Source organism: Acidobacteriota bacterium (assembly GCA_016715115.1).
In the GTDB taxonomy this organism is placed as follows: Bacteria; Acidobacteriota; Blastocatellia; order Pyrinomonadales; family Pyrinomonadaceae; genus JAFDVJ01.
Genome location: JADKBM010000004.1, coordinates 994,944 through 1,020,622, shown reverse-complemented (window position 1 = coordinate 1,020,622; position 25,679 = coordinate 994,944). Strand labels below are relative to the sequence as shown.

Annotated in this window: 23 protein-coding genes and 2 pseudogenes; 13 read left to right on the top strand and 12 right to left on the bottom strand. The window is 54.0% G+C overall.

From position 1 onward, the window contains the following. Positions 1–96 precede the first annotated feature (96 nt). The gene (locus IPN69_06725; protein MBK8810415.1) at positions 97–663 is read right to left on the bottom strand and encodes a hypothetical protein; all 567 of its coding nucleotides are present in this window, start codon (positions 661–663) and stop codon (positions 97–99) included. Between the two features lie 60 nt (positions 664–723). Here IPN69_06725 and IPN69_06720 point away from each other — a divergent pair, with 60 nt between their 5' ends. Next, positions 724–1,074, top strand: coding sequence for a hypothetical protein (locus IPN69_06720; GenBank protein MBK8810414.1), 351 nt, complete (start codon positions 724–726; stop codon positions 1,072–1,074). 109 nt (positions 1,075–1,183) lie between these two features. Here the strand turns inward: IPN69_06720 and IPN69_06715 are convergent, their stop codons facing one another. The 6 genes and pseudogenes from IPN69_06715 to IPN69_06690 form a co-directional block, all read right to left on the bottom strand. Next, entirely contained in the window at positions 1,184–2,578 is a 1,395-nt protein-coding gene (locus tag IPN69_06715; GenBank protein MBK8810413.1) for a serine hydrolase, read from the bottom strand. A gap of 689 nt (positions 2,579–3,267) precedes the next feature. Continuing rightward, positions 3,268–3,378, bottom strand: a pseudogene (locus IPN69_06710) (type II toxin-antitoxin system prevent-host-death family antitoxin). 207 nt (positions 3,379–3,585) lie between these two features. Then, the gene (locus IPN69_06705) at positions 3,586–3,942 is read right to left on the bottom strand and encodes a DUF5615 family PIN-like protein (GenBank protein MBK8810412.1); all 357 of its coding nucleotides are present in this window, start codon (positions 3,940–3,942) and stop codon (positions 3,586–3,588) included. Then, positions 3,939–4,172, bottom strand: coding sequence for a DUF433 domain-containing protein (locus tag IPN69_06700; GenBank protein ID MBK8810411.1), 234 nt, complete (start codon positions 4,170–4,172; stop codon positions 3,939–3,941). Before IPN69_06700 ends, IPN69_06705 begins: the two co-directional genes overlap by 4 nt. Positions 4,173–4,426: 254 nt before the next feature. Continuing rightward, a complete protein-coding gene (locus IPN69_06695) occupies positions 4,427–5,482 on the bottom strand; it encodes a cysteine synthase family protein (protein ID MBK8810410.1) in 1,056 nt (351 codons plus the stop codon). 87 nt (positions 5,483–5,569) lie between these two features. Further along, positions 5,570–6,358: a 3-oxoacyl-ACP reductase FabG gene (locus IPN69_06690; protein MBK8810409.1), complete on the bottom strand. Its 789-nt coding sequence runs from the start codon at positions 6,356–6,358 to the stop codon at positions 5,570–5,572. 119 nt (positions 6,359–6,477) lie between these two features. On the opposite strand from IPN69_06690, the gene IPN69_06685 reads away from it, so the two are divergent. After that, positions 6,478–8,481: an AMP-binding protein gene (locus IPN69_06685; protein ID MBK8810408.1), complete on the top strand. Its 2,004-nt coding sequence runs from the start codon at positions 6,478–6,480 to the stop codon at positions 8,479–8,481. Beyond that, positions 8,478–9,365: a CHAD domain-containing protein gene (locus IPN69_06680; protein ID MBK8810407.1), complete on the top strand. Its 888-nt coding sequence runs from the start codon at positions 8,478–8,480 to the stop codon at positions 9,363–9,365. Before IPN69_06685 ends, IPN69_06680 begins: the two co-directional genes overlap by 4 nt. On the opposite strand, the gene IPN69_06675 is transcribed toward IPN69_06680, so the two are convergent. Next, entirely contained in the window at positions 9,362–11,437 is a 2,076-nt protein-coding gene (locus IPN69_06675; protein MBK8810406.1) for a molybdopterin-dependent oxidoreductase, read from the bottom strand. The two genes, IPN69_06680 and IPN69_06675, sit on opposite strands and share 4 nt — an antisense overlap. Positions 11,438–11,568: 131 nt before the next feature. Here IPN69_06675 and IPN69_06670 point away from each other — a divergent pair, with 131 nt between their 5' ends. After that, positions 11,569–12,204, top strand: coding sequence for a DNA-3-methyladenine glycosylase 2 family protein (locus IPN69_06670; protein MBK8810405.1), 636 nt, complete (start codon positions 11,569–11,571; stop codon positions 12,202–12,204). Positions 12,205–12,287: 83 nt separating this feature from the next. Here the strand turns inward: IPN69_06670 and IPN69_06665 are convergent, their stop codons facing one another. Both IPN69_06665 and IPN69_06660 read right to left on the bottom strand, forming a co-directional pair. Further along, positions 12,288–12,857, bottom strand: coding sequence for a hypothetical protein (locus IPN69_06665; GenBank protein MBK8810404.1), 570 nt, complete (start codon positions 12,855–12,857; stop codon positions 12,288–12,290). 78 nt (positions 12,858–12,935) lie between these two features. After that, complete coding sequence (locus IPN69_06660; protein ID MBK8810403.1) at positions 12,936–13,385, bottom strand: Lrp/AsnC family transcriptional regulator; 450 nt, start codon at positions 13,383–13,385, stop codon at positions 12,936–12,938. A gap of 126 nt (positions 13,386–13,511) precedes the next feature. Between IPN69_06660 and IPN69_06655 the strand changes: the two genes are divergently transcribed. The 8 genes and pseudogenes from IPN69_06655 to IPN69_06620 all read left to right on the top strand — a co-directional run bounded on the left by IPN69_06655 (position 13,512) and on the right by IPN69_06620 (position 22,654). Further along, positions 13,512–16,289 (top strand): CHAT domain-containing protein, encoded by a 2,778-nt coding sequence (locus tag IPN69_06655; protein MBK8810402.1) that lies wholly within the window; start codon positions 13,512–13,514, stop codon positions 16,287–16,289. A gap of 180 nt (positions 16,290–16,469) precedes the next feature. Then, the gene (locus IPN69_06650) at positions 16,470–17,384 is read left to right on the top strand and encodes a phenylalanine 4-monooxygenase (GenBank protein ID MBK8810401.1); all 915 of its coding nucleotides are present in this window, start codon (positions 16,470–16,472) and stop codon (positions 17,382–17,384) included. Between the two features lie 33 nt (positions 17,385–17,417). Then, positions 17,418–17,762, top strand: a pseudogene (locus IPN69_06645) (type II toxin-antitoxin system RelE/ParE family toxin). Continuing rightward, on the top strand, positions 17,746–18,048 hold the full coding sequence (locus IPN69_06640) for a helix-turn-helix transcriptional regulator (GenBank protein MBK8810400.1): 303 nt from the start codon (positions 17,746–17,748) through the stop codon (positions 18,046–18,048). The pseudogene IPN69_06645 and the gene IPN69_06640 overlap by 17 nt, the downstream one beginning before the upstream one ends. 176 nt (positions 18,049–18,224) lie before the next feature. Next, complete coding sequence (gene hppD, locus IPN69_06635) at positions 18,225–19,334, top strand: 4-hydroxyphenylpyruvate dioxygenase (GenBank protein ID MBK8810399.1); 1,110 nt, start codon at positions 18,225–18,227, stop codon at positions 19,332–19,334. An 84-nt stretch (positions 19,335–19,418) separates the two neighbouring features. Further along, on the top strand, positions 19,419–20,723 hold the full coding sequence (locus IPN69_06630) for a homogentisate 1,2-dioxygenase (GenBank protein ID MBK8810398.1): 1,305 nt from the start codon (positions 19,419–19,421) through the stop codon (positions 20,721–20,723). Between the two features lie 190 nt (positions 20,724–20,913). Further along, the gene (locus IPN69_06625; protein ID MBK8810397.1) at positions 20,914–21,816 is read left to right on the top strand and encodes a hypothetical protein; all 903 of its coding nucleotides are present in this window, start codon (positions 20,914–20,916) and stop codon (positions 21,814–21,816) included. 85 nt (positions 21,817–21,901) lie between these two features. Then, on the top strand, positions 21,902–22,654 hold the full coding sequence (locus IPN69_06620; protein ID MBK8810396.1) for a hypothetical protein: 753 nt from the start codon (positions 21,902–21,904) through the stop codon (positions 22,652–22,654). Positions 22,655–22,701: 47 nt separating this feature from the next. On the opposite strand, the gene IPN69_06615 is transcribed toward IPN69_06620, so the two are convergent. Next, positions 22,702–24,081 (bottom strand): S8 family serine peptidase, encoded by a 1,380-nt coding sequence (locus IPN69_06615; GenBank protein ID MBK8810395.1) that lies wholly within the window; start codon positions 24,079–24,081, stop codon positions 22,702–22,704. 100 nt (positions 24,082–24,181) lie between these two features. On the opposite strand from IPN69_06615, the gene IPN69_06610 reads away from it, so the two are divergent. Beyond that, entirely contained in the window at positions 24,182–24,967 is a 786-nt protein-coding gene (locus IPN69_06610; protein MBK8810394.1) for a patatin-like phospholipase family protein, read from the top strand. Here the strand turns inward: IPN69_06610 and IPN69_06605 are convergent. After that, positions 24,964–25,665 carry a hypothetical protein gene (locus IPN69_06605; GenBank protein MBK8810393.1) on the bottom strand — a complete coding sequence of 234 codons (702 nt, stop codon included), beginning with the start codon at positions 25,663–25,665 and terminating at the stop codon, positions 24,964–24,966. The two genes, IPN69_06610 and IPN69_06605, sit on opposite strands and share 4 nt — an antisense overlap. Positions 25,666–25,679 lie beyond the last annotated feature (14 nt).

Here is a 25,679-nt window from a genome sequence, read left to right as displayed (position 1 = left end):
TTTCTCACTCACGATTATCGAGAGGTTCACTTTTTCTTATGGGGTTGTCAAGTTTGGGTGATCGTTCCTGAGTGGCTTTTTGCTCCGTCCCCGGTCTTACGCAATTTGTTCAATTCTGCATTTCTGGCAAAGCGGATAACTTTCGACCAGATCGGTGATCCTCGATCTCATTTCCGAGAAGGAATTGCCGTAAAGATAGAAAGCAGTTTCGGTTTCACCCTGCCAGTAACTGAAAACGCTCGCGACGCCTTCTGTCAAACGATCGAGCTCGCTGTAAACGTGATTCGAATCAGTGTTGGCATAGACCTCTTCGTCAAGATCGGTACCGTTCAGATAGATGGCAAGACCTTCCAGGGTTCCGAACTCAATAACCGAATCAGATCCTTCAATTGTCAGTTTCGACCCCTTTGGTGCGCCGATGTTCTCAAGCGTCGACTTGATCAGGTTGATCGTTTCGTCGTTCGTGCTTTTGACTTGGATTTCAACGTCGCAGAATTCGATCTCTCCCGATTTCGAGCACATCGATCCGCCTCCGGTCACTTCTCCGAGTCCCGAAAGCGCCACATCAAGCGGATCTTCAAAGATCTCGCCCCGATGCAGCGGCTGAATCCGACCGTTGATCGTCGCGATAACAAACTGCGGCTCCGGACTTTCAGATTTCATCCACTTCTTCAAGATTCCGAACATGGCGCAGATTATATCACCACGTGCAACGCGCAAAGGTTGCGTGGTCGGATCGACCAAGACCTGATCGATTCGAAAGCGTGTGAAAGTAACCAACCAGCAAAAGACTCACCAAACCATATCCCCGACCAGCTCAATACTGCGGTCGTCGACTTTTACGCCGTCGAACTAGAGAAAGTCGAGATACGGATATTTTCCAATCCGCCTGGAATCCGTGCGCATCCGAACCCAAAGAAAATCGTGAACAAAGCCTTTCAGTCGCCTGAGCAACAGGAACTGCCTTTTGGCCTCTGGCGTTTCGGGGGGTACGAGATCGGGCTCAATGCTGAAATCAAAGCCATAAACGAAGGGGACGACGGCATCGTTGAGTTGAGCCTCCCTTCGTCTTAGAGCTTTTTTGAGAAATCGTTTGCTTTGCTTTCTGGCCATCAATTCTGGTTCATTTCGGCGAAACGTTCAAATCCCGAATATTTTTCTAACAACGAACTTCAAAGGTCGATCACTTCTTCCGTCCTTCCATTACTTCATAAAGCGTGCTGTCGCCCTGATTGACCTTGACGCCGGTGACTGTTCCGTTCGAATCGAGGACGAATTTGATCTGGACATCGAAGGTCCTGGAAAAGAATTCGGTCTCCGATTCGGCGAACATCTCGTCTTTCGGAAATCCCGGCTCAAGCAGCATCAGCTTTCCGTTTTCGTTAGTGATCGTGTATGTCGTCGGCGGATATTGAAATTCGTATTGCCCAACGTATTTGTCGATCACCGATGAAGCAACGGCGACGGCCTTTCGTTCTTTAGGGATTTCGTACTTTGCGCCGAAAGCGATTGCAGCGAGGACATTGCTGATCTTTCCCGCCGAACCGCGCTCGTTGTTGCTGAGGACGATGACCGTCACCCGATCCTCCGGAAACCGCGCGATGTAAGTGATAAAACCCGTCGCGTTCCCGCCGTGCCCGACCTCCCGACGCCCGAATTTCCGGCTCGTCCACCATCCGTAAGCGTAGCTTTTGCCCGGGTACATATCTCTGAACGAGGTGAACATCTCTTCGATCGACTTTTTCGTCAGCAGTTTTTCGGTGTAAAGCGCCTGGTCCCAACGAAGCAGATCTTCGGTCGTCGAAAAGATTCCGCCGGCCGCGTACATTCTGATGATCTCCCGATACGGCAACGCGAGTATCGGATTTCCGGGCATCTGTCTGTAACCGGTCGCGCGGTTTTTGACGATGCGGACCGGTTCTTCATAGCCCGTACGCGTCATTCCGAGCGGCGCAAAAATGTTCTCTTGCAGAAACTCTCCGTACGATTTTCCCGAAACGCGCTCGATGATGAACCCGAGCAGCGTGTAACCCGAATTCGAGTACTTGAACTTTTCCCCCGGCGTGAAATCGAGCGGTTTCTTGCCGGTCGCTTCAATCCACTGATCCCAAGGGACCGGAAATCCGCGAAGCGGTCCCAATTCCGTCGCGTTGACCCCGGGAATCGCGTGGGTCATCGTCAGAAGCTGACGGATCGTGATCGATCGCCACGGGTCGGGACAGTTTGCAAGATAGTTGCACGCCGGATCGTTGACATTCAGCTTCCCGCGCTCCTGAAGCATCATTATCGCGGTCGCGGTGAATTGTTTCGTCACCGAGGCGAGTCGAAAAACCGTATCGGGAGTGTTCGAGGCGTCGAACTCGACGCTGGCGAGACCATAGCCCTTGCTGACGATCGGCTTGCCGTCCCGCGCGATCAGGATCGACCCGCTGAAACGCTCGAACTCAACCGCGGCCTTCATATATTCGTCCACCTTGGTCCGAATCTCCTTTTCGGAAGGCCGGTTCGACTGCGCCAAGGCAGACTGGAAAGCAAAAACGGAAAACAACGCGAGAAGAAGTGCGAATTTGGTTTTCATACGAGATTTGATTCGAAAGTCAGAGTTACTTTGTTACGAAATTCATGTTGGCAAGGGTTCACTTCTTGGGTAGTCGTTGAGATTGATTCGGAATCATCCCGAGCTGCCACGAGCCTCAATCGTCAAGGCCTTTTTGGCTGAATCTCAAACTTTCGGACAATCAGCTTTCGGCTTTGATCGACCCCGCGTTGCATAAAATTCACCCATATCAATTTCGGATAGCCAAGTTCGCCGTCGTACTTGATCTCATCAATATACGCTTCCTCGTCAAACGCAGTCTGGGCGTAATCAAACATCTTCTCAACTGTGTCTATCTGGTAATAACCGTCCATCCAACCTTCGCAGGACTCATTGTTTTCCTTGAACTTAACGTCCATGCATTCGAACGAAATTGCGGTGCCGTTACGGACCTTTATCAATACCGGTTCGGCCCAGCGGTAGGTGCCGGGCTTGTAGAAACTCGCGACAAAGTCATAATCGGAAATGCCTTTGGCTCTCCATTTCTCCTTGTTTGACTCAAGTTCGGGATCTCTCACGTGATTTTTGGTCTCGGCCGGAGGAGTCCGCTCCGGCGTTGCAATGGTACCCGAGACGCTGTTCCCGGGAGTCGCATTCTGTATATTTGCGGGCGTGCCGTTTGGTTGACCCGCGACACAGCCAAGAAACGTGATCAACGCCATGGCGCAGATCGCGCTCGGAAGACCATGCTGAGTGATAAGAATCGGCTCCCGGTCCTTCTTAAGATCCGCGAGGAGTTCCCGGGCCTTCCGATTTAGAGTCGTAACGAGTCCGGTTCTCATTTCGTGATACTAAAGTGTCACTCCGGATTAATGCAAGGAAAAAAACTTTGGCGAAATGTCTTTTGTGATTTTAGCCAGACTTTGACTCCTTGCCTCGTGCGATACAAGCGGGAGAATTTCCCGACATCGGGTAAAGGACTTTCAAGGAAGGAGGCAACCGCGTCGTTGAGTTGAACTTCTTCTCGTCTGAGGTGTTCAGGCCAATACTTATGAATGAATCACGATCGCCGTTTGACTAAGTTCTATAAATTCAAATCCATCGTTAAATGCATTCGTGAGTCGCTGAATGTTCATCAGAAACAGGAACTCAAGCTCGGAATTTCGAATGTTGCCGGTCGAGATCAACAATAGTCGCTTGGGCTTTTTCGCAAGCAAATACGAGTCCACGAAATCCGAATCCTTCGTGATTACAACTCGCTCTTCATTGATCGAGATTTCTGAGATGAGACTGTCGGGCGTCCGATTTCCGAGCGGCAGGTCCAAAGTGTGAACCGCGTCGTAGCCTAGTTCGATGAGGCGCGTTGCGAGTCGTTTGGGCGGTTGGGCATCGACCAGAAATCTCATGCTGCGAGTTCAACGCGCTTAACCTGACTCAATCTCGTGGCAAACGCCAACGCGGCAAGAATGTCATCGCGTTCAAGGACTTCATATTCCGCCAATATCTCCTCAACCGTCATGCCTGAACTCAGAAGCTCGAGAATCATTTCAACCGGATAACGTAGTCCGCGAATAGTCGGCTTGCCATGGCAAATTTCACAATTGATTGTGATTCGTTCAATAACATTCATAACCAAACCGTACGGCAAAAATAGCACAACTGAATCAGCAGAGACTGTATGATCATTTATTCCGCCTAAAGAAGTCCGTTTTAATAGCTGCTAAAGACAAATAGCTCCGATCAGCGCAGTCTCTCGCCCGCGGACATGCTATTGCCGTCTTCGATGACCAAAACGAGCAAATCCAGGAGTAGTCAACAAACATTGGTTTTTTTGATACGGTCTAACCGCTCCCGGTTCTGACCGCTCACCGCCTACTTCCGACGGCCAACTCACGAGTTCAGCCGTCCGATCGTCTGGTAGCCGAACAGCTCGATGTCCGGCGAGTAGTAGCCTTCTTTCACCGGTTGCGGTTTGACGAGGTCGGTGCTCAGATATTTCTTGTTGTCGTCGCAGAAAACGGTCGTCACGACCGCGCCAGGGCCGAGTTTTTCGAGCGCCATCAATGCGCCGATGAAGTTTGCTCCTGATGAGATTCCAACGCCGAGGCCGAGTTCGGTCGCGAGGCGCTGGGCCATAATGATCGAATCGCCGTCCGAGACGGTGACTATCTCGTCGAGCGACGCAAGATCGACGATCGCCGGGATGAATTCGTCCGAGATGCCCTGAATCCGATGGCTTCCGACCTTGCATCCGGTAGTCATCGTCGGCGACTCCAGTGGCTCCAGCGGATGGAGCTTGATCGCCGGATCCTTCTCGCGCATAAACCGAGCGACGCCCATTATCGTGCCACCGGTCCCGACACCGGCGACGAACGCATCCGGCTTGAGCCCGATCTCGGCGAGCTGCATCCAGATCTCCGGCCCGGTCGTTTCGTAATGCGCCTGCGGATTCGCCTCGTTCGAAAACTGGTGCGACAAAAAGATGCCGCCGTGTTCGTCGGCGAACCGATCGCACATCGCGATGCTCCCCAAGAATCCGCCTTCCTCGTGACTGACGAGGACGACCTCGGCGCCGTACGATTTGATCAGCGAGATGCGCTCGGCGCTCATCCAGTTCGGCATATAGATGCGGACCGGATTTCCAAACGCGTGCCCGATCGCGGCGAACGCAATGCCGGTATTTCCCGAAGTCGCTTCGGCGATCGTGTCGCCTTTCTTGATCTGTTCGGTGCGATACGCTTCCTTCAGAATGTGCAACGCCATCCGGTCTTTGATCGAACCCGAAAGATTCAGATGTTCGGCCTTGGCGAAGATCGTCCGTCGCTCGTCCCGATACTTGAAGTGAACCGCCAGTAAAGGCGTATTACCGATCAGGTTTTCGACGTAGAGCGATTTTCCGGCTTTGGCGAAATGGTTTTGATATTCGGCGAGACTTGCGAAGTTCATAAATTTGGGGCTCCGCCTTCAGGCGGCCCTGTGTTGTCTAAAACTCATTTTAGCCGCCTGAAGGCGGTACTCCAAACGAAATCCAGACTATCCGCAGAGTACCGCGCCGCCGTTGACGTTGAGTATCTCGCCGGTCGTGTGACGGGACCAGTCGGAGAGCAGAAAACAGATCGAAAGAGCGATGTCGTCGGTCGTTGCGACGCGCTTCATCGGAATCGAGTTGATGACGCTTTGCTTGTAATCGGCGTCTTCGAAAACCGGACGAACCATCGCCGTTTCGATCCAGCCGGGCGCGACGCAATTGACGCGGATCTTCGGACAAAGTTCGCTCGCGAGCGCTTTTGTGAAACTGATCTGTCCGCCTTTCGATGCGGCGTAGTTCGAATAATTCGCCTCGCCTCGCTGACCGGCCGTCGAACTGACAAGCACGATCGAGCCCGAATCCTGTTTTTTCATTGCCGGAACGCAGGCTTTCGTCATTGCCCAGGCGGCCTTGAGATTCGTGTTGAGAACCTTGTTCCAGGTCTCTTCCGACATTTCTTCGATCGGCGCGCCCTCCCAAACACCAGCGTTTAGGACGAGAAGATCGATACGCCCGAATTTGTCGACTGCCTGGCGCGCAAGCTCACGCGCGTCGCCCCACTGCGAAACGTCGCCTTGAACCGCGATCGCGTCGACGCCTTTCTCCTTGCAGAGCGCGACGACGTTCTTGGCCTTTTGCTCTTCTTTCAGATAGTTGACGACAACGTTTGCCCCCGCTTCGGCGAGGCGCATCGCGGTCGCGCGGCCGACTCCGCGCGACGCGCCGGTGACGACCGCCGTTTTGCCGGCGAACAGGTTTGATGGAAGTTTGATTTCGACAGTTTTCTCGGTCATAGATCTTCTCCTGCGATACCGAAAACAAAGCGCGCGATATCAGCGAAAGCTTTGATGAATTCTTCGGAAAAAACTTTGTGTTATAAAATATGCCTTAGAACTTCGCGATTCACAAAACTATGAACGAGCAAAACACATTCGAAGCGCAGCCGATCGCCTGGCGCCCGACCGAAGAAGTGATAAAGCGCGCGCAGTTGACCCGATTTATGAGACAGGTGGGCGTGGCAAATTGGGATGAGCTCTATGAATTCTCGACACGCGACGTCGAGAAATTCACGTCGGAAGTACTTAGTTTTCTCGAAATCGGTTTCGATCCGCCGTACACGAAGTTGCTCGACCCAACTGAAGGCATCGAATGGGCGAAATGGTGTGTCGGCGGCGGTTTGAACATCACCGAAATGTGCCTCGACCGTTGGGCGGAGTCGAACCAGAAGAATCAGCCGGCCGTGATCTGGGAGGACGAAGAGGGCGAAGTCCGGCGGGTTTCCTACAAGATGCTGCTCGCCGAGGTTGAGACGATCGCCGCTTCGCTCCGGCGGCGTGGTCTGGGAAAAGGCGACGCAATCGGAATCCACCTCCCGATGATGGTCGAGACCGTCGTCGCGCTGCTCGCGATCAATCGCATCGGCGCGATCGCGGTTCCCGTGTTTTCGGGCTACGGCGTTGATGCGATCGCGTCTCGGCTCAACGCCGTCGGAGCGAAGGCGTTGTTCACCTGCGACGGATTTCCGCGGCGCGGCAAAGAGTTCAAAGCGTTCGAGGTCGCGACCGCTGCCGTTGCTGTATCTCCGACCGTGGAACACGTGTTCATCGTTACCAGATTGCACTCCGGCTCGATTTCTTGGGACCTGCCGGATGTGAAAGTCGAGTTTTACGATCTTGAACTGATCGGCGATGGCGAAGAAATGCGCCTCGATTCGCCGGCCGAATTCGCGACGCTTTCAGCCGCCGAAAAAACGCTCGCCGAAGATCCGCTGATAATTCTCTACACTTCGGGCACCACCGGAAAGCCGAAAGGAATCGCGCACACTCATTGCGGATTTCCGATCAAGGCCGCGCAGGATATGGCATTCGGAACTGATGTCGGGCGCGGAACCAGAATCTCGTGGGTGACCGATCTCGGCTGGATGATGGGCCCGTGGCTGATCTACGGCGGTTTGATAAATGGTGCGACGATCGTTATTTACGACGGCGCGCCGGATTATCCCGAAGCAGACCGGATGTGGGAATTCTGCGCGAATCATAAGGTTGAGATTCTCGGGATCTCGCCGACACTCGTGCGGGCGCTCGCGACCAAAGGCGACGATCTGCCGAAGAAGCACGATCTTTCGCATCTTCGGGCATTTGCATCGACCGGCGAGCCTTGGAATCCCGCACCGTGGTGGTGGCTGTTCGAAAAGGTCGGCGACTCGAAGCTGCCAATCATCAATTATTCGGGCGGGACCGAGATCTCGGGCGGAATCCTGATGGGAAATCCGCTGCTCCCGATCAAACCTTGTTCGTTTCCCGCGCCGTGTCCGGGCATCGACGCCGTGTTGCTCGGTGAAGACGGTGAACCGGTGATGCGCGGAAAGGTCGGCGAACTCGCGATCCGCAAACCGTGGATCGGAATGGCGCGCGGATTCTGGAAGGAACCGGAGCGATACATCGAAACCTACTGGTCGCGTTTTGAGAAAATCTGGGTTCACGGCGATTGGTCCCTACAGGACGAGGACGGGCATTGGTATATTCTCGGACGCTCTGATGATACGCTGAAAGTGGCGGGAAAACGTGTCGGTCCGGCCGAGGTGGAGAGTCTGCTCGTCGCCCACGCGTTGGTGACCGAAGCGGCTGTGATCGGCGTTCCCGATGAGGTTAAAGGCACCGCGATGGTTGCGTTTTGCGTCTTGAGCGGAGAGGGCAACGAAGTGCTCAGAGCGGAACTCAAGAACCTGGTTGCCAAGGATATGGGCAAACCGCTCGCGCCGTCGAGGATCCATTTCGTATCGGCGCTGCCAAAGACGCGCAACGCAAAGGTAATGCGCCGCGTCATCCGCTCCGCGTATCTCGGCGATGATCCCGGCGATCTTTCGGCGCTCGAGAATCCGGCGACGGTGGATGAGATTCGCAAACTAAAGGAATGACCTTCGTACCTGAGATCAGTTGCGCCGACGATGCGCTCGAAGCCGCGGGGAAGATCCTTCGCGGACGGATCTCTCAGATCTTCGATCTCCGCGAGGCGGTCATTGAATCGGAAGACATCGAAGCCGTTCACGATATGCGCGTCGCGACCCGCAGAATGCGAAGCGCTTTGCGCGACCTCAAGCCGTTCGCCGACCCCGAATCCCTAAGAAAATTAGTCGATAATTTGAAGTCCCTTGCGAACACGCTCGGGACCGCGCGCGATCTCGATGTCGCGATCGTCGGACTCCGGTCGTTGAACGAGAAATCGGACGATCCGGCGATTCGCCACGGAATTGAGCAGATGATCGCCGATCGCGTGCACCGTCGGGAAGAGATTCAGCCAACGCTTGTCGAATGCGTTTCCGAAGTTTCGCTCACGAATCTGCTTCTGAGTTTCAACGGTGTGTTTCTTGATCCGGCCGAAAAGCCCTGTCGCGCGAGCTTTGAAAAAGCGGGCCGACGGGCGATAGAACGGGCGATTCGCGAGTTCAACGGCCTAAGCGACAGTCTTTACAAACCGACACAAGTCGATCGGCTTCATCAACTGCGGATCGCCGCCAAGCGACTTCGTTACGCGATCGAGTTTTTCGGTGTTTGTTGGGGCAAGAAGCTCAAGCGGTTCGCCAAGGAAGTCGCCGAGATGCAAACGTTTCTCGGAGAACTTCACGACGCAGACGTCTGGATCGAAAAGCTCGATCGCGAACCTCACGATGAACTCAATCGGTGGTTGTTCTTGGAACATTTCAAGGCACGGACAGGTTACCATCGCAGCGCGTTCGAGCTTTGGCGAAACTGGCAACGCAAAGGTTTTATCACGAGACTCGAGAAACTGATCGGCAACTAAATCGCTGAAATCCGAACACGAACGCCGGTCAAAGCCGCATTTCCGGTCAATTGGTCGATTTTCAACTCATCCGTCAAATCGTTGACCGAAACGCCGGCGTTCAGTGCGACCGACGAAAACCCGTCCCGCGCGTGGCCGTAACCGTGCGGGATCGAAACGACGCGGGGCGCGATGTCGTCGGTGATCTCGCATTCGAGTTCGATGCTCCCAACTCGCGACGTGACGCGAACCCGACCGCCGTTTGCCAGATCAAGATTCCCGGCGTCGTTCGAATTGATCATCAACGTGCAGCGATTCCTGCCTTTCATCAAGATCTCGCTCGAATGCAGCCACGAATTGTTGTCGCGCAGATTGCGCCGGCCGATCAGTGCAAAAGTTGAACTGTCGGTTTCGTCTTGTTGCGTCCCAACCCGCTCCAGATCGGCGATCATCATTTCCGGCGCGATCTGAATTCGCTTGTCGGATGTCAGAAGCCTTTCGGGCAAAGCCGGTTCGAGCGGACCGAGATCGAGGCCGTGCGGATTTTCGGCAAGCGATCCGATCGAAAGCCCGTAACGCCCGAATCTCAGGCCGAGATCGAGCCGCGTCTCCGGCGGGATGAGTGTCAAAGGTTCACCGGAATTGCTAAAACGATGCGTGAGTTCCTGAATGATCTCCCAGTCAAACTTCGCGCCATCGGCCTTTTCAAACATCGGCGCCGAGTATTTGGCGACGTTTCGCACCGCGAGCAGATTGAAGACCGCATCGTAATGCGAGACCTCAAGACCGGTCGCCGGCGGCAAAATGATCGACGCGTGGCGCGTGGTTTCGTTGATCGCGATGTCGATCGAAACCATAAAATCGAGAGCCGACAGGCCTCGTTCGAGTTGTGTGCCGTTCGGCGTCGAAAGCACCGGATTACCGCAGTTCGTGACCAACGCCCGGATTTGGCCTTCGCCTTCGGTCGAGATCTCCTCGGCGAGCGCGGCGACCGGAAGTTCGCCCATAAACTCGGGCAGCTTTCGCACGCGCGAATGCCATCGCCCGTAAATGTTCTCTCCCGGCTTTGCGGTTTGCAGCAGATCGAATGCGGGCGAGGTGAACATCGCGCCGCCCGCGCGGTCGCAGTTTCCGGTCAGGACGTTGATGGCATTGATCAGCCAATGACACAATCCGCCGAACTCCTGAACCGAAACTCCCATTCGCCCATAACAAACCGCCGAATCCGCGGCGGCGAACTCCCGCGCGATGCGTTTGATTTCGGCGGCCGGAATTCCTGCCTTTGACTCGGCGAGGTCAGCGGTAAATTCCCCGGTTGCCTCGCGAAGCCGGTCGATTCCGTCGGTGAAATCGACCAATCGGCCCGGCTTGATCAGATTCTCGGCGAACAAAGCGTTGACGATCGCGAGCAGAAAGTAGACGTCGGAACCCGGCTGAATGAAGTGGTGTTCAGAAGCGACCCGCGCTGATTCCGTTCGCCGCGGATCGATCAAGACGACCTTGCCGCCGCGTTTTGTAATTGAATCCAGCCGGTTGACGATGTCCGGAGCGGTCATCAAACTTCCGTTCGAGGCGATCGGATTCGCGCCGAAGATAAGAAAATAGCCCGTCCGATCGATGTCGGGAATCGGAATCAAAAGCGGATGCCCGAACATCGCCCACGCGGCAAAATGATGCGGCAGTTGATCGACCGATGTTGCCGAATAATTGTTTCGCGTCTTCAGCGCCTTCAGAAGTCCGCCGCTTGAAAGCATCGTTCCAAGATTGTGAACCGACGGATTTCCCTGAAAAACGCCGACCGCGTCGCGTCCGAATTCCCTCTGGATCGCGGTCAAACGCCCGACCGTCTCGTCGAACGCTTCTTCCCAACCGATCTCGTGAAACTCGTTTCCGATGCGCTTGACGGGCATTCGCAAGCGATCCTTTGACTCGTAGATCTCTTTGAGAGCCAGCGCCTTCGGGCAGATGTGTCCGCGCGAGAACGGATCCAGCTTGTCGCCCTTTATCGACAGAATACTGCCGCCTTCATACTCGATCTCGATTCCGCAGATAGCCTCGCAAAGGTTACAGGTCCGGAAGTGTTTTTCAGACATCGACGCAATTGTAATCCGAAGACGCAGAAATTCGAAGACGGACTTCGGAATAGTTGATAGTGCATAGTGGACAGTTGATAGTTTGGGGTGTCGGCTTTCAGTTTTCAGCTGTCCGCTGTACGCTGATCCGAATGGGAATCGCGCAGTTGAACGAACAGGCTCTCGCATCGGCTTGCCGTGAATTGGCGGAGATCGAACCGGAATTCGGATGGATTCTCGAGCGATTCGGGACGCCGCCGCTATGGGCGCGCGAGGCGACGTTTGCGACACTGGTTCATATCATTCTTGAACAACAGGTTTCGCTTGCCTCCGCGCTCGCGGCTTTCAACAAGTTGAAGGAACGAATCAACGAGGTGACGCCTGAGTATTTGCTCAGGATGACCGATGAAGAACTGCGGTCCTGTTACTTTTCGCGTCAGAAAGCCGGCTACGTCCGTGAACTTGCCAAATCGATCGATGAAGGAACTCTCGATTTGGAAACAGTGCACGAATTGTCCGATGCCGACGCCAAAAACGAACTGAAGAAAGTGAAGGGAATCGGCGATTGGACGGCTGACATCTTTCTTTTGATGGCGATGCGTCGTCCGGACGTGATGCCGAAAGGCGACCTCGCGCTCCACGTCGCGTACCGGAAACTCAAAAATCTGGAGCAGGCGCCGAACTCGGAAGAGTTTCAGGTCATTGCCGAACGCTGGAAACCGCACCGCGCGTCGGCCGCCAGGCTTCTTTGGCATTTTTATCTTTCCGAAAGGAAGGCGACTCAATGAGAGCGGAACCCACGCGTCGGCCAAGCACTCAAACGGTTCTTTCCGACTGGCTCCAAGAAGACCGGAATCCTGGAACTTGGAATCTACACTCCGTCGAAGCCGGCGTCGCCGGCCGATTTGCCCATATAGAACGGGTGTTTCGAAACGGCCTCCTGCAGATTGCTTTTGTCCGTCAAGTCGACCGATTGCCCGTTCTGGAGTTTCGCGGCGATCTTCCAGGCGAGTTCGAAAACCAGGTCTTTGGCCTTGTTCGGGCTGGTCAGACGTTTTCCGTCTCCGCGTTTAACAAGCAGATACTGGCACTGCACGATGTAGGCGATCGATTCCGAGATCGCCGTCGACATTTTTGTTTTTGCGACATCGTAAACGGCGTGCGTACATTCGTGAATTATCAGCGCGTCTTTGACCGAATCGAGACACCACGTAAATCCGAGAACGATCGTGTTCGTCTTGTAGTCATATTCCGCCATTCCGCCTTTTTCGGAATCGTATTCGACTTTGATCTGACCGCGATCGATGAAATCCGCGAGGAGCGGAAATGTCTTCGGATCGAAACCGATTCCGCCGAAAGAAAACGATTTGATCTTTTGAACGTCGGAATCCCGAAGATCGCCGGTCACGGTCTTTTTCGCAACCCAAGAAGTATCAGCCATAAATGAATCTCACAAATGATCAGGTTTGACAGCGAACCAATGTAACAACGACGGGATTCTGAAAAGATTTTGCGTCGGTCAGGAATTCGGTTCAATGCTCCGGCGTTTGATGGGTGATGAAAGAACGATGGAAGTTGTTGTTATTCCGTAAGGAGTAAGCTTGTCGATCAACATCTGCAAGTGTCCGACGTCGGCGACCGAAACCTTCATAATGAACGAATCGCCGCCCGTGCCGCGATGACATTCGAGAACTTCTTTTGATGTGTTCACGGTTTCAATGATGTGCGAGTAATCGATGCCGGTGATGCTCATCCTGATGAACGCGGTGATCGGCAAACCGATCTTCGCGGGATCAATTTCCGCCCGATAACCCGTGATTACGCCAAGGTCTTCGAGTTTGCGGACGCGTTCAATGACGGCCGGCGTTGTCAGACCGACGCGCCGGCCCAGTTCGGCATACGAAATTCGGGCGTCATCCTGAAGCTCGGATAAAATCTTCCAATTGATCTTGTCGATTTGAGGTTCCAAACTAACGCACGCTCCCCACTCGTCCGAATTTTAGCATTCCGGGACAGAACTGTCTTGCGATTTGATACCATAATTTTTGTGCAATTCCGGTCAGGAGTTCCGTTCTGTTCCTAGATTCTTTCGCGTATGAAGATTGCCTTTTCAAAATGGTTGTTGCTTTCAGTCCTTGTGATGATCTCGCTTGCCTCGATTTCTGCGAATGCCCAACCAGGCGACTCGCAAAAAAGAACCGCCGCAAAGGCTGCGTTCGACGAAGCGATCGAACTCCGAACAAAGAGGACGTTTCAGTCCTATCAAGCGGCGCTTTTGAAGTTCGAGGAGTCGGCGCGACTCTACGGCGAGATCGGCGACCGGGCAAATTACGGCAGTTCGATGCTTGGGGTCGGGTTGATCAAGGACTTGCTCGGCGAGAGCGACGCGGCACTCAAGATCTATCTCGATGTTCTTGAGATCTTTCGCGAGGTTGGACAAGTTAGCTTGCAAGCGCGGACACTCAACAATTTGGGCAATCTCTACAGCGAACGCGGGAACTACCTGAAAGCGATTGAGTACCATTCCGACGCACTGGTATTTCGCAGGCTGACCACCGACATAAGCGGCGAAGCGCAGACTTTGAACAGCCTCGGTTTCGCGTATGCCGGGCTCGGCGAACGGCAACTCGCCCTGGACTCATTCAAGAAGGCGTTGCGGATTCGGCACGAACGCGGCGAACTGCGTGACGAAGCGATCGTTCTGAGCAATATCGGTCTGCTTTACAATGCGCTTGGCGACAACGAAAGAGCGATCGGATATCTTGAAGGGTCTCTGGCCCTTCGCCGGCGAACCGGGGACCGCGGCGGCGAGGCCATAACGCTGAACAACTTGGGAATGGCCGTTTCCGACACCGAACCGCAAGCGGCGATCGTTCATTATGAAAACGCTCTCAAGATCTTTTCAGAACTCGGGTTCGAGAATCAGAAGGCAACGCTTTTCAACAATTTTGGGAACGCCTACCTCGGACTCAAGGACCGGCGCAAGGCGCTTGAGTATTTTCAACTCGCGCTGGAGGCCCACACAAAGAATCAAGACCGTCCCGGTCTCGCAACCGTGCTTAACAACATCGGTCTGGCGAACTTCGAACTGGGCGCTCCGCATCTCGATAGCTTCAATCAGTCCCTTTTGCTTGCCAGGGAAACGCAGGACCGGGATCTCGAAGCGATCGTTCTCAGCAATCTGATGCGCGCATATCATCGATCGTCGCAATTGCCGGTGGCGATCTTTTTCGGCAAGCAATGTGTCAACAGGTATCAGGAACTCCGCTCGGCGATCAAAGGCCTGGACGCGGCGAGTCAAAAATCGTATCTGACCTCGATCGAGGACCAATATCGATTTCTTGCCGATATCCTCATCAGTGTCGGTCAGTTTGCCGATGCCGAGAACATTCTTCGGATGCTCAAGGAAGAGGAGTTTTCCGGCTTCGTGCGCCGGGACGGCGATGAGGTCAAGACTCTGGCGCAGCGTGCAAACCTCACTGAAAAGGAAAAGACGCTGATCGAACGATATTCGAAACTCGCGGACCAGGTCTCGCAGGCCGGCGAGAAGTTCCAGAAGCTGGACGACAAGAAGCGACTGCTATCGCGGCAGGACGGCGCTCTTTCAGCCGATGAGGAAAAGGAGTATCTGCGGCTCTCAGCCGAACTTACAGATGCGAACGCGGCGTTCAAACTGTTTCTCGAGAAGGAGCTGATCAAAGAGATCGGGTCTGAAAAGGCCAAAACGGTTCAGGCCGATCGCGATTTGCAGTCGAGGCTCCGGAGTTTCGGGAACGGAACGGTAGCGCTCTCGACGGTGGTTACGGATGAACGCTATCGCGTCGTCGTCACGACGCCGACCGTTCAGATCGCCGGAAAGACAGACATCAAGGCGTCCGAACTGAACAAGAAGATCTTCGCTTTTCGAAAGTCCTTGCAGGATCCGAAATCGGATCCGCGACCATTGGCCAAGGAGCTTTACGACATCCTGATCAAACCGGTCGAAACTGTGCTCACTGATTCAAAGGCAAAGACGCTGGTTTGGTCGCTCGACGGAACTTTGCGCTACATTCCGCTCGCCGCGCTTTCGTCTGACGGAAAGACCTATTTGGTCGAAAAATACCAAAACGTCGTTGTTACCCGGCAGACTCGCGACGATATTGGCGATTCGAACGTTGAATGGAAGGGACTCGGAATGGGAGTTTCGACCGAACAGAGCGTTTTTTATCCGGATTATCCCGACGAACCGATAAGACTTGAGGCGCTTCCGGCTGTAGAAGACGAGCTAAAAACGCTGATTCGCGAGTCCGGCGATCCGACCGAGAAAGGGATTCTGGCGGGACGACGCTTCTTGAACGACGACTTCACGCTGAAAAACCTGACCGATTCGCTCGCGCGGCGATCCCGCGACGGCAAAACGGAATATACGGTCGTTCATTTCGCGAGTCATTTTCGACTCGCCGAAAATTGGTCGACCTCGTTCTTGCTGATGGGAAACGGCCGAATTCTTACGCTGGAAGAATTCGGAAACTCGCCGCTACTCGATTTTTCGAATGTCGAACTGATCACCCTTTCGGCGTGCAATACGGCATCCGAAGACGATTCGAACGGCGCCGAGGTCGAGAGTTTCGCAAGTCTGATCCAAACTCGGAACGGAAAGGCGGTTCTCGCGACCCTTTGGGAAGTCGAGGATAAGAGCACCGCAAAGTTGATGAGCAGTTTCTACGGATACTTGAAAGCGAATCCGAAGGCGTCGAAAGCCGACGCGATGCAGTATGCGCAGAAACTGCTGCTCACCGGCGAAAAGACCGAAGTGCCGGCCAATGCGAAAACGCGGAATTTTTCCCATCCGGCGTACTGGTCGCCGTTTGTCTTGATCGGTAATTGGCGCTGAGGTCGAATCGATTGCTTCATAAAATAAGGTATAGCGCTTTATTTTCCTTACAAAATAAATCCGCAGTTCGCGATAAACAAACGAAAGCTATTCAGTTTCGTTACGCTTTCCATTACAATTGGTTATTTAGAGATAACTTTCCATTTCGTACGTCAAAATCGGTAGAGGATTTTAATCACAATGCTGACAGACACAAGTTTCGCAAGCGTCGCCGCGGACGCTGTACCTGAGATCTCGAACTACAAGGTTCGTGACGAAGATCTTCCGGCGTTCACAGACCTCGAGTTTGAACATATTAACGAACTCCAACTTGATCATCCGGGCGCGAACGATGTCGACTATCGCAAGCGGCGCGACTATATCGCTTCGCTGGCGAAGAACTTTCGTGAGACCGGCATTATCACCGACGTTGAATACACGCCGCGCGAACAGCGTGTCTGGCGTTATGTCGCCGAAGAGCTTGAGGAGCTGCAGCAGAAGTATGCGTCGCCGTTCTATCTTCGGGCAAAGAAAGATCTCTTCATCACGACGGAGCGAATTCCCCAATTGACGGAAATGAACCGGTGCCTGAAAGAACTTACCGGATTCCGTCTGGCGCCGATCGAAGGCTTGGTCGAAACGCGCGGCTTTCTTTCGTGGCTTTCTTACCGGACGATGCTCTGTACACAGTATATTCGCCATCATTCGCATCCCGCTTACACGCCCGAGCCGGACATCGTCCACGAAGCGATCGGTCATATTCCAATGTTCACGAATCCGAACTTCGCGGACTTTTCGCAGTTCATCGGCCACGGCGCGCGTATTGCGACGGACGAACAACTGGAGCAGTTGGGCCGCCTTTACTGGTTCACCGTTGAATTCGGCCTGGTCGAACACGAAGGCGACATCAAAGCCTACGGCGCGGGGCTTCTTTCAAGCTTTGGCGAGATCGAGCACGCTTTTTCCGACAAGGTCGAACGCCGGCCGTTCGTCTTGGACGAAGTGATCAATCACGATTTTAACTATTCGGATATGCAAAAGACTCTGTACGTTATTCCGTCGTACGCGGAACTGAAGGAAGTGACAAGGAAGTATATTGAGAGTTTCGGAAAATAGTTGTCTCATTGGACAACTTACCGTAGAATCGTTATGGATGAGAATGTAAGAGATGTCATTCTATTCAAGCGATATTTTGATTAGTTTTTTGACAAACAACCACGAAAGGTTCAGGAGAAGCTCTACTGGTCGATCAAGATCCTGCGAACTGTCGAAGAGATACCGCGAAATCATTTGTAAGCACTAGCAGGCACCGACGGATTGATGGAAATGCGCACGCAGTTTGGCGGCAATATCTATCGCGTGTTTTGTTTCTTCGACGAAGGGAAAATTGTTGTACTGATGAATGGTTTTCAGAAGAAAACTGAAAAGATCCCGCAAAATGAGATCGACCGCGCATTGAGGATCAGAGAGGAATACTATGCCGAAAAAGGGTGACATTAGAACAATCGACGAATTTGCCGATGAGAAATTCGGAGAGGTTGGAACAGAAGGACGAGACTCGGTTGAGCAAGGATTTGAGGAATTTAAGCTCGGCTTTATGATTCAGGAAGCCCGCAAAAAGAAAGGGATGACCCAACAGGAACTCGCTGATAAATGCGGCACGAACAAGGCGTATATTTCGCGAATCGAGAACGATATCAAGGACGTTCGGCTTTCCACGCTGCGAAAGATCATCGAATCAGGGCTGGGTGGTGAGTTGGAGCTTGGAATCAAGTTCTGAATCGGTATTTTATGCGTTACCTGACACGAACAATTATTCTTGCAGTTTGTCCGATGGTCTTGTCGACTGTGTTGTTTGTTCCCGCTCAGGAGAAACTTAATATGCTCAAACCCAAATCTCCTGTTACATTTCTTGGCAATTGATTCAAGAAGATATTACAAAACAAAAATAGAATCATGACTACACAAAATCCATTAGGACTGAAAAGGATACATCACGTTGAATTCTATGTTGGAAACGCCAAACAGGCGGAGTTCTATTACCGCAAGGCGTTCGGATTTTCGCGCATCGCGTATTCGGGACTCGAAACCGGAAACCGCGTGACGACGAGCTACGCGATGCGGCAGAATCGCATCAACTTTGTTCTGACGACTCCGCTCACGCCGGATCATCCGGCCGCCGAGCATATCAAGCTGCACGGTGACGGCGTCCGCGACATTGCGTTTCTCGTCGAAGACGCGGATCACGCTTTCAACGAAGCCGTTCGGCGCGGGGCGCGCGCCTTCATCGAGCCGCACGACTGGACCGACGAGAACGGATCGGTGCGCAAGGCCGCGATACACACCTACGGCGACACGATCCACTCTCTGATCTCGTACAACAACGATAACGGCCATAACTACTCCGGGCCGTTTCTTCCCGGTTTTGCGAAACAGGAAGTCGCCGGCGAGGATGTCGGGCTTCAGCTTGTAGATCACATCGTCGGCAACGTCGAACTCGGTAAGATGAACTACTGGTGTGATTTCTATCGCGACGTGCTCGGATTTTTCCGTTACATCACTTTCGACGACAACGACATCTCGACCGAATACACGGCGTTGATGTCGATCGTGATGTCCGACGGCGGACACAACATCAAATTCCCGATCAACGAACCCGCCGAAGGCAAAGGCGGAAAATCGCAAATTCAGGAATACATCGACTTTTACGGATCCGCCGGCGCGCAGCACGTTGCGCTGCTTTGCAAGGACATCTTGCACACGGTCGCCAAGCTCCAGGAAAACGGCATCGAGTTTCTTCGCGTTCCCGACGAGTATTACGACGAGATTCCGGCACGCGTCGGCGAAATCGACGAGAGCATCGAAGATCTGAAAAGGCTCGGACTGCTCGTCGACCGCGACGATGAAGGATATCTGCTCCAGGTTTTCACCAAACCGGTCGAGGATCGCCCGACGGTTTTCTACGAGATCCTCCAGCGCAAGGGCTGCAAGGGCTTCGGCAAAGGCAATTTCAAAGCGCTGTTCGTTTCGATCGAAGAAGAGCAGCGGCGGCGTGGCAATCTGTGAGACTTTTTTGGCCACCAATTTCACGAATTGCACGAATCCCATTTGTTTTCCGGGGAGCGTGCAATTCGTCGCAAAACCAACGTTATGACACCGACAACCAGCGAAGAAAGACTCAAATACCAATCAGGCTTCGGGAACGAATTCGCGACTGAGGCTGTGAAAGGCGCACTGCCAATCGGGATGAACTCACCGCAAAAGGCGCCGCTCGGGCTTTACGCCGAACAATTCTCGGGCACTGCGTTCACCGTTCCGCGTGCGTGGAACAAACGGACGTGGGAATATCGGATCAGACCTTCCGTTTTGCACAAACCGTTCGAACGAATCGGGAACGGCCTTTGGGAAAGTCGGTTCGACGTCGAAAACGTGACGCCGAATCAGTTGCGCTGGAATCCCGTTCCGATTCCCGAAACCGCGACCGACTTTATCGACGGCGTCGTCACGATCGCCGGAAACGGCGACCTCTTCTCGCAGGCCGGGATCGGGATCCACGTCTATTCCTGCAACAAGCCGATGACCGACAGGTTCTTTTACAATGCCGATGGCGAAATGCTCGTGGTCGCTGAAAAGAACCGTGTCCGGTTTCTTACCGAACTCGGAATTCTTGAGATCGGATCCGGCGAGATCGCCGTCATTCCGCGCGGTCTCAAATTCCGCGTCGAACTTCCGGACGGATCGGCGCGCGGCTATATCTGCGAGAATTACGGATCGCAGTTCCGGCTTCCCGACCTCGGACCGATCGGCGCCAACGGTCTCGCAAATCCGCGCGATTTCGAAACTCCCGTCGCTTGGTATGAAGACCGCGAAGGCGACTTTGAACTGGTTGCGAAATTCGCGGGCAATCTGTGGCGCTGCGCGATTCCGAGTTCGCCGCTCGACGTTGTCGGCTGGCACGGCAACTTCGCGCCGTACAAGTACGACCTGCGCCGGTTCAACACGATTGGATCCATCTCGTACGATCATCCGGATCCGTCGATCTTCACCGTGCTGACGGCTCCGTCGGGCGAACCCGGCGTCGCGAACTGCGATTTCGCGATCTTCCCCGAGCGCTGGCTTGTTGCCGAAAACACATTCCGTCCGCCGTGGTATCACCGCAACTTTATGTCGGAATATATGGGGCTCTGCTACGGCCAATACGATGCGAAGGAAGAAGGCTTCGTTCCCGGCGGCGGTTCGCTACACAATTGTATGTCGGCCCACGGACCGGACGTCGAGGCTTTCGAGAAGGCTTCGAACGCCGACCTGCAGCCCCAGAAACTCGGCGGAACGATGGCGTTTATGTTCGAGTCGCGTTACCTAATCCGGCCGACAAAATTCGCCTTGGAAAGCGAGACGCTTCAGGCCGATTATTACGAGTGCTGGCAGGGCTTAAGGAAGTACTTTGGTTCTTGAACGGCGAACCGGGCAATTAGCTGTAGATCCACTCAACAATGCCGAATTCGTTGGGGCTTCAGGTTCGACTTCCGGCTCGTGGGCCTTGGAGCGATGAAAATGGCACGGTTACCGTAGTAAATTGGCAACCTCACAAAAAACGCTTAAGATATATCGGAATCAAACGTTTTTAAAAAGATCTACGCCCAAAATGATCGAAAATCCCAAAGAATCGGTTCGAGCGCTACTTTCCGAAATTGTCGACTATGCGGGACTCTTTCCGCCTTCGCAGGTGTCGATGCCCGAGGCGGTTTTGAATTACGCGACATATCGTTCAAGCAACTACAAATGGATGCTTGGCCGATTCGTTGTTCCGGTCGCCCGACTCGACGAGTTTCGTGAGTCCGCCGGCGACTTCATCTCGCGGGTCACATATGATCCCTGGCGGCTCGCCGTTCTGGCTGGCGAAGATCTTTACAAAACGATCCGGCAGATCGAAGATTTCAATATCAAAAACTCCCCGCACGCCGTAATCGATACACTCGAAGTTCGGGCGAGCACCGAATCGAAGATCCATAATACGGTCGCAGAACTTCCGGATTTTCTCACGGCCTATTTTGAGATTCCGACCGACGGGCGTTTGGCCGATCTGATCACGGCCATCGCCGTTCACGGTCAGCGAGCGAAAATTCGTACGGGCGGGGTTACCGCGGATGATTTTCCGTCGATCCGAACGATCATACAGTTCATACGGATCTGTCTCGCGGCAAATGTTCCGTTCAAGGCAACGGCCGGCCTTCATCATCCGCTGCGCTGCTTCCGTCCGCTAACGTACGAGGCCGACGCGCCGCAAGGAACGATGAACGGTTTTCTGAATCTCTTTCTCGCGACCGGATACGCGTACGCCGGTTACCAGCCGACGATTCTCGAAGAGATCCTCGAGGACGAATTTGAAGAGAGCTTCGATTTCACGGACGAAGGCGTCGCCTGGCACGGCGATTATTATCTGAGCACTGCGCAGATCGCCCACATTCGTTCAAAATATATCGGCTCGTTCGGAAGTTGTTCGTTCGACGAACCGATCTCCGACCTTCAGGAGATCGGACTTCTGTGATCTCTTTAATTTCCCGTAACATCAAGCTGTGCTATGATTTGTTCGGAAACTCCCGATCTTCGACGGTGCGTCGAAATACCGAAATATGAAATTCTGCCCTACTTGCGAAACTCGTTATGACGAGGAGATCTTGCGTTTTTGTACGAAGGACGGCACACCGCTGATAGATGAAGATCAGCCGAATTTTGTCGATTCGTCAAACGCTGTCGTGGAAGCCGAGGAAGTCGATTTTGGCGAGGAAACCGTCATCAGGTTCGAGAAGCCGAACGTTCCCAAACCGCCGCCGGACACGGAAGTCCACCGCAGCGAAGCGCCGCGAATCGTCATACCGATGACCGATGAGCCGCAGGAACAACGCGTTCGCGCACGTGTCATTCCGCCATACCAACAGCTTCCGCCGCGGTCGAATACTCCGAAGGTCGTGATATTGACGATCCTCGGGACGATCGGTGTTTTGGTTTTCGGATTCGCGCTCTTTTATCTCTTGCGAGCCGACAATGAACCGTCGAATACGAACCTCAACATCAATACGAATCCGCCGAATATGAACGTGAATCTGAACACGAATCTCAATGTCGGCAATTACAACTTCAACGTCAACGCAAGTACGCCAATCAATATGAATCTGGCGTTGAATATGAACACCAACGCCAACCGGACACCGTCTCCGACCCCCAAGCCGAGTCCGTCTCCGACATCGAATCTCAACACAAATACGACGCCGCCGGTAAACGCCACTCCGGTCACGCCGCGCCCGACTGCGACCGCAACCTCGACGCCCGCGGCTCCGCGTCCGTCGCCCACGGCCAGTAAGCCATCGGGAAACAACAACCACTGAGATTTTTGAACTTGGATAAAACGGTCGCCCGAAAGAGCGGCCTTTTTTTATGCGCCGCGCATTTCCTCGGCTTTCGCGACCGCACCGCGCGGGTCGAGCACACCCCAGCCTTGACGGTCGACCTCGTAATGGGGAAGCCGTTCGGCGGTCGAAATGAGAATTCGCTTAACCTGTTGCGGCGTCAACTCGGAGTTCGCCTCGAGCATTTGGGCGATCACGCTTGAAACGATCGGCGCGGCGAACGAGGTTCCGTCGACGTATTTGTAATGCGCGGTGATGACGCTCTGGCGCCGGCGCTTGAGCGCGATTATCTGACGGATGGAGTGAACTTCACGATCGATCGCGGCGTCGAGTTCGGCATCGACCTTCGGGTTTTTTCGGATTATTCGGTGAAGTTCTCCGTCCTCCGCCTGGTCCAACTGCTCGAGCAGTTCTGCTTGCTGCGCCGTTGGCGTGTTCGGCAGGATCGGCGCCGGCACCCAGATCGACGGCGCGATTATCTCGGGTTTTTGGAATCCGTCGAGCGTCGGACCGTAACTCGAGCGGTACATTCCGCGCTTGGCGCGATTGATTGAATTGTTGTCGTCCAGTCCGCCGACGGCAATGCAGGATGGCGCGGAGGCCGGCGGAAAGACAGGATGATTGGGCAAATGCCCGGCGTTACCCACCGCGCAGACGATAGTCAGACCGATCGCAGCGCACTCCTCGACCATTTGCGAAAGCGAATCGTGAAGATAGCTTTGTTCAAAATCGCCTCCTGCCGAAATATTGACGATCCTGATTTTGTATTTCGTGCGGTTCGACAGAATCCACTCCAACCCGTCCTGGATGTTCTGCTCGGTGATCCGACCGGTTCGCGCGAGTTTCACGAGAACGACGTCCGATTCCGGCGCGATGCCGCGATAAAAACCGTTGGACAGCGAGCCGTTGCCGGCCGCGACGACGCTCGTCATCATTCCGTGCCAGCTGGCGACGTCGGCCTGAAACAACGAAGTCAGGTCGCCGTCGGCCTGCATCATATTTCTGTATCCGACGATGCGGTTGTTCGGCGTCGTCAGATCGACGTGCGGATAAAACCCGGAATCAAGAAATGCGATCGTCACGCCTTTGCCCGTGAAACGCTCGTCAGCGTCAAGCCGAAGGGGCGTCGAGAGCACTCGCGAGCCGTCTTTCTGAAGCGCCGCGTCGGTCAGGATCTGATCTTTCGCTCGTTCGAAAAGCTGTACGCAACGCGCACAAACCGCCTCGAAATCCTGCGTGTCGGGCGCATTGGCGCGAATCAGTTGTGCGACCTCTTCATCCAGAGCAAGGAGCGGAACGTATTCCTCGCGAGCCTCACGCGCGCAAACCGGACAAACCTGTTCGCCGGCGGCGATATCGGCCGTTGTCAGATGTCTTGAAAGTTGTAAGGATTCCTGCGGCGTCATTTTCGGAGGTTTAAGTTTTCCATAAACAAGGGGTAAAATCAAAAACGGCAACCGTCACCGGTGACAACTTTATTCTACCCGATTTACGGTCGTAATTATTGTGATTTCAAGAAAAAAAGTCGGGCTCGCGTTATCCGGCGGCGCCGCGCGCGGATTCGCGCATCTCGGTGTCGTCAAGGCATTTGCGGACCAAGGGATCCCGATCGATTACATCGCCGGAACCAGCGCCGGATCGATAGTCGGCGCGGCGATCGCCAGCGGACTGTCGGTCGATGAAGTCATTGAGATCGGCAAAAAGATAAGCTGGTACAAAGTTTCGGGGTTTCCGTATTCAACCAAAGGACTGCTCTCGAACGCGCCGATGGGCGAGATCCTGGAAAAGAGCTTGCCGTTCAAACGGATCGAAGATCTGCCGATCCCGTTCGCGGCGGTCGCCTGCGCGCTTGAGACGGGAGAAAAGGTCATCTTCAGAGACAAGGGCGATCTGATCACGGCGGTTCGTGCGAGTTGCGCGATTCCCGGAGTTTTCGTTCCGGTCGAATACGATGGCAAGAACCTGATCGACGGCGGCGTCGTTTCACTGGTCCCGGCGAAAACCGTCAAACAGTTGGGTGCGGAGGTCGTCATCGCGGTCGACGTCAATGCCTGCGGTGCGACGTACTGGAACTCGCCTTCGACGTTCCTCGGCGTACTTTTTCAATCGGCGATGCTCCTGCTTCGAACCGCCGGAAAGAGCCAGCATTACCGCGCCGACGTCGTTATAATTCCCCAAATCGCGCACCTCAGACCCGATGAGATCGCCAAGATGGACGAATTCATCACGCTCGGCGAAGAGGCCGCGCTCGCGAAGATGGATGAGATAAAGAAACTGGTTTTCGGAGATTAGTCGATCCTGATCTCGGCGCGCCGCGCTTCTTCTTCGATGATGCGCCACTCGGCGATCAATCCCGCGCGAATCTGTTCAAGATAGACAAGCTGGGAATCGATCTCGTTTGAATTGCTGACGGTGACAACCACCGGAACGAGAAAACCGCCGCCGTAAAATCGCCCGCGTGGACGCTGATTCTGGAACGCATAGTTGCCGATCGAGCGATTGTAAACGTCGGTAGAATTCGGATACATCCGCGAGATATCGGTGACCGTTTGAAGATTGGCCGGAAGTTGCGGCGAGCGTTGCGACGCATAAACGGAACGCCGATAGCCGAAATCCTGATAAGCATAACTCCAGTAACTAACCGGCTGGCTCATCGAACTTCCGCGGATTCCGCGCAAGTAATTGATCTGCGAATCTACAGACGCGAGCTGAGTACGAACGAGATTTGCCCGATCGATTATCTCGGCCTCGTTTGCCAGGCGCTGTTCGCGGAGTCGCTCCGAAAACTCCACCAATTCGCGTTGTTTTAGTTCTCGGATCCTCGCCAACTCTTCCGGCGAAGGCATTCCGCGTCTCGCATAGTTCTGCCGATACTCATCTTCGGCCTTGATGCGTTCCCGGCGAAACTTTTCGAGATCCGAATTCGTCACGGTCCGCGTTTGCGCTCCGGCCGCGATAACTGCAATAAGAATCAGGATCAAAGTCTTCATCGTTCGTTATGATG

Excerpts from the sequence above, each read along its gene's own strand:
- IPN69_06725 (MBK8810415.1), bottom strand. The coding sequence starts at position 663 with ATGAAATCTGAAAGTCCGGAGCCGCAGTTTGTTATCGCGACGATCAAC.
- IPN69_06715 (MBK8810413.1), bottom strand. The coding sequence starts at position 2,578 with ATGAAAACCAAATTCGCACTTCTTCTCGCGTTGTTTTCCGTTTTTGCT.
- IPN69_06705 (MBK8810412.1), bottom strand. The coding sequence starts at position 3,942 with ATGAGATTTCTGGTCGATGCCCAACCGCCCAAACGACTCGCAACGCGC.
- IPN69_06695 (MBK8810410.1), bottom strand. The coding sequence starts at position 5,482 with ATGAACTTCGCAAGTCTCGCCGAATATCAAAACCATTTCGCCAAAGCC.
- IPN69_06690 (MBK8810409.1), bottom strand. The coding sequence starts at position 6,358 with ATGACCGAGAAAACTGTCGAAATCAAACTTCCATCAAACCTGTTCGCC.
- IPN69_06685 (MBK8810408.1), top strand. The coding sequence starts at position 6,478 with ATGAACGAGCAAAACACATTCGAAGCGCAGCCGATCGCCTGGCGCCCG.
- IPN69_06680 (MBK8810407.1), top strand. The coding sequence starts at position 8,478 with ATGACCTTCGTACCTGAGATCAGTTGCGCCGACGATGCGCTCGAAGCC.
- IPN69_06675 (MBK8810406.1), bottom strand. The coding sequence starts at position 11,437 with ATGTCTGAAAAACACTTCCGGACCTGTAACCTTTGCGAGGCTATCTGC.
- IPN69_06670 (MBK8810405.1), top strand. The coding sequence starts at position 11,569 with ATGGGAATCGCGCAGTTGAACGAACAGGCTCTCGCATCGGCTTGCCGT.
- IPN69_06665 (MBK8810404.1), bottom strand. The coding sequence starts at position 12,857 with ATGGCTGATACTTCTTGGGTTGCGAAAAAGACCGTGACCGGCGATCTT.
- IPN69_06655 (MBK8810402.1), top strand. The coding sequence starts at position 13,512 with ATGAAGATTGCCTTTTCAAAATGGTTGTTGCTTTCAGTCCTTGTGATG.
- IPN69_06650 (MBK8810401.1), top strand. The coding sequence starts at position 16,470 with ATGCTGACAGACACAAGTTTCGCAAGCGTCGCCGCGGACGCTGTACCT.
- IPN69_06640 (MBK8810400.1), top strand. The coding sequence starts at position 17,746 with ATGCCGAAAAAGGGTGACATTAGAACAATCGACGAATTTGCCGATGAG.
- hppD (MBK8810399.1), top strand. The coding sequence starts at position 18,225 with ATGACTACACAAAATCCATTAGGACTGAAAAGGATACATCACGTTGAA.
- IPN69_06630 (MBK8810398.1), top strand. The coding sequence starts at position 19,419 with ATGACACCGACAACCAGCGAAGAAAGACTCAAATACCAATCAGGCTTC.
- IPN69_06625 (MBK8810397.1), top strand. The coding sequence starts at position 20,914 with ATGATCGAAAATCCCAAAGAATCGGTTCGAGCGCTACTTTCCGAAATT.
- IPN69_06620 (MBK8810396.1), top strand. The coding sequence starts at position 21,902 with ATGAAATTCTGCCCTACTTGCGAAACTCGTTATGACGAGGAGATCTTG.
- IPN69_06615 (MBK8810395.1), bottom strand. The coding sequence starts at position 24,081 with ATGACGCCGCAGGAATCCTTACAACTTTCAAGACATCTGACAACGGCC.
- IPN69_06605 (MBK8810393.1), bottom strand. The coding sequence starts at position 25,665 with ATGAAGACTTTGATCCTGATTCTTATTGCAGTTATCGCGGCCGGAGCG.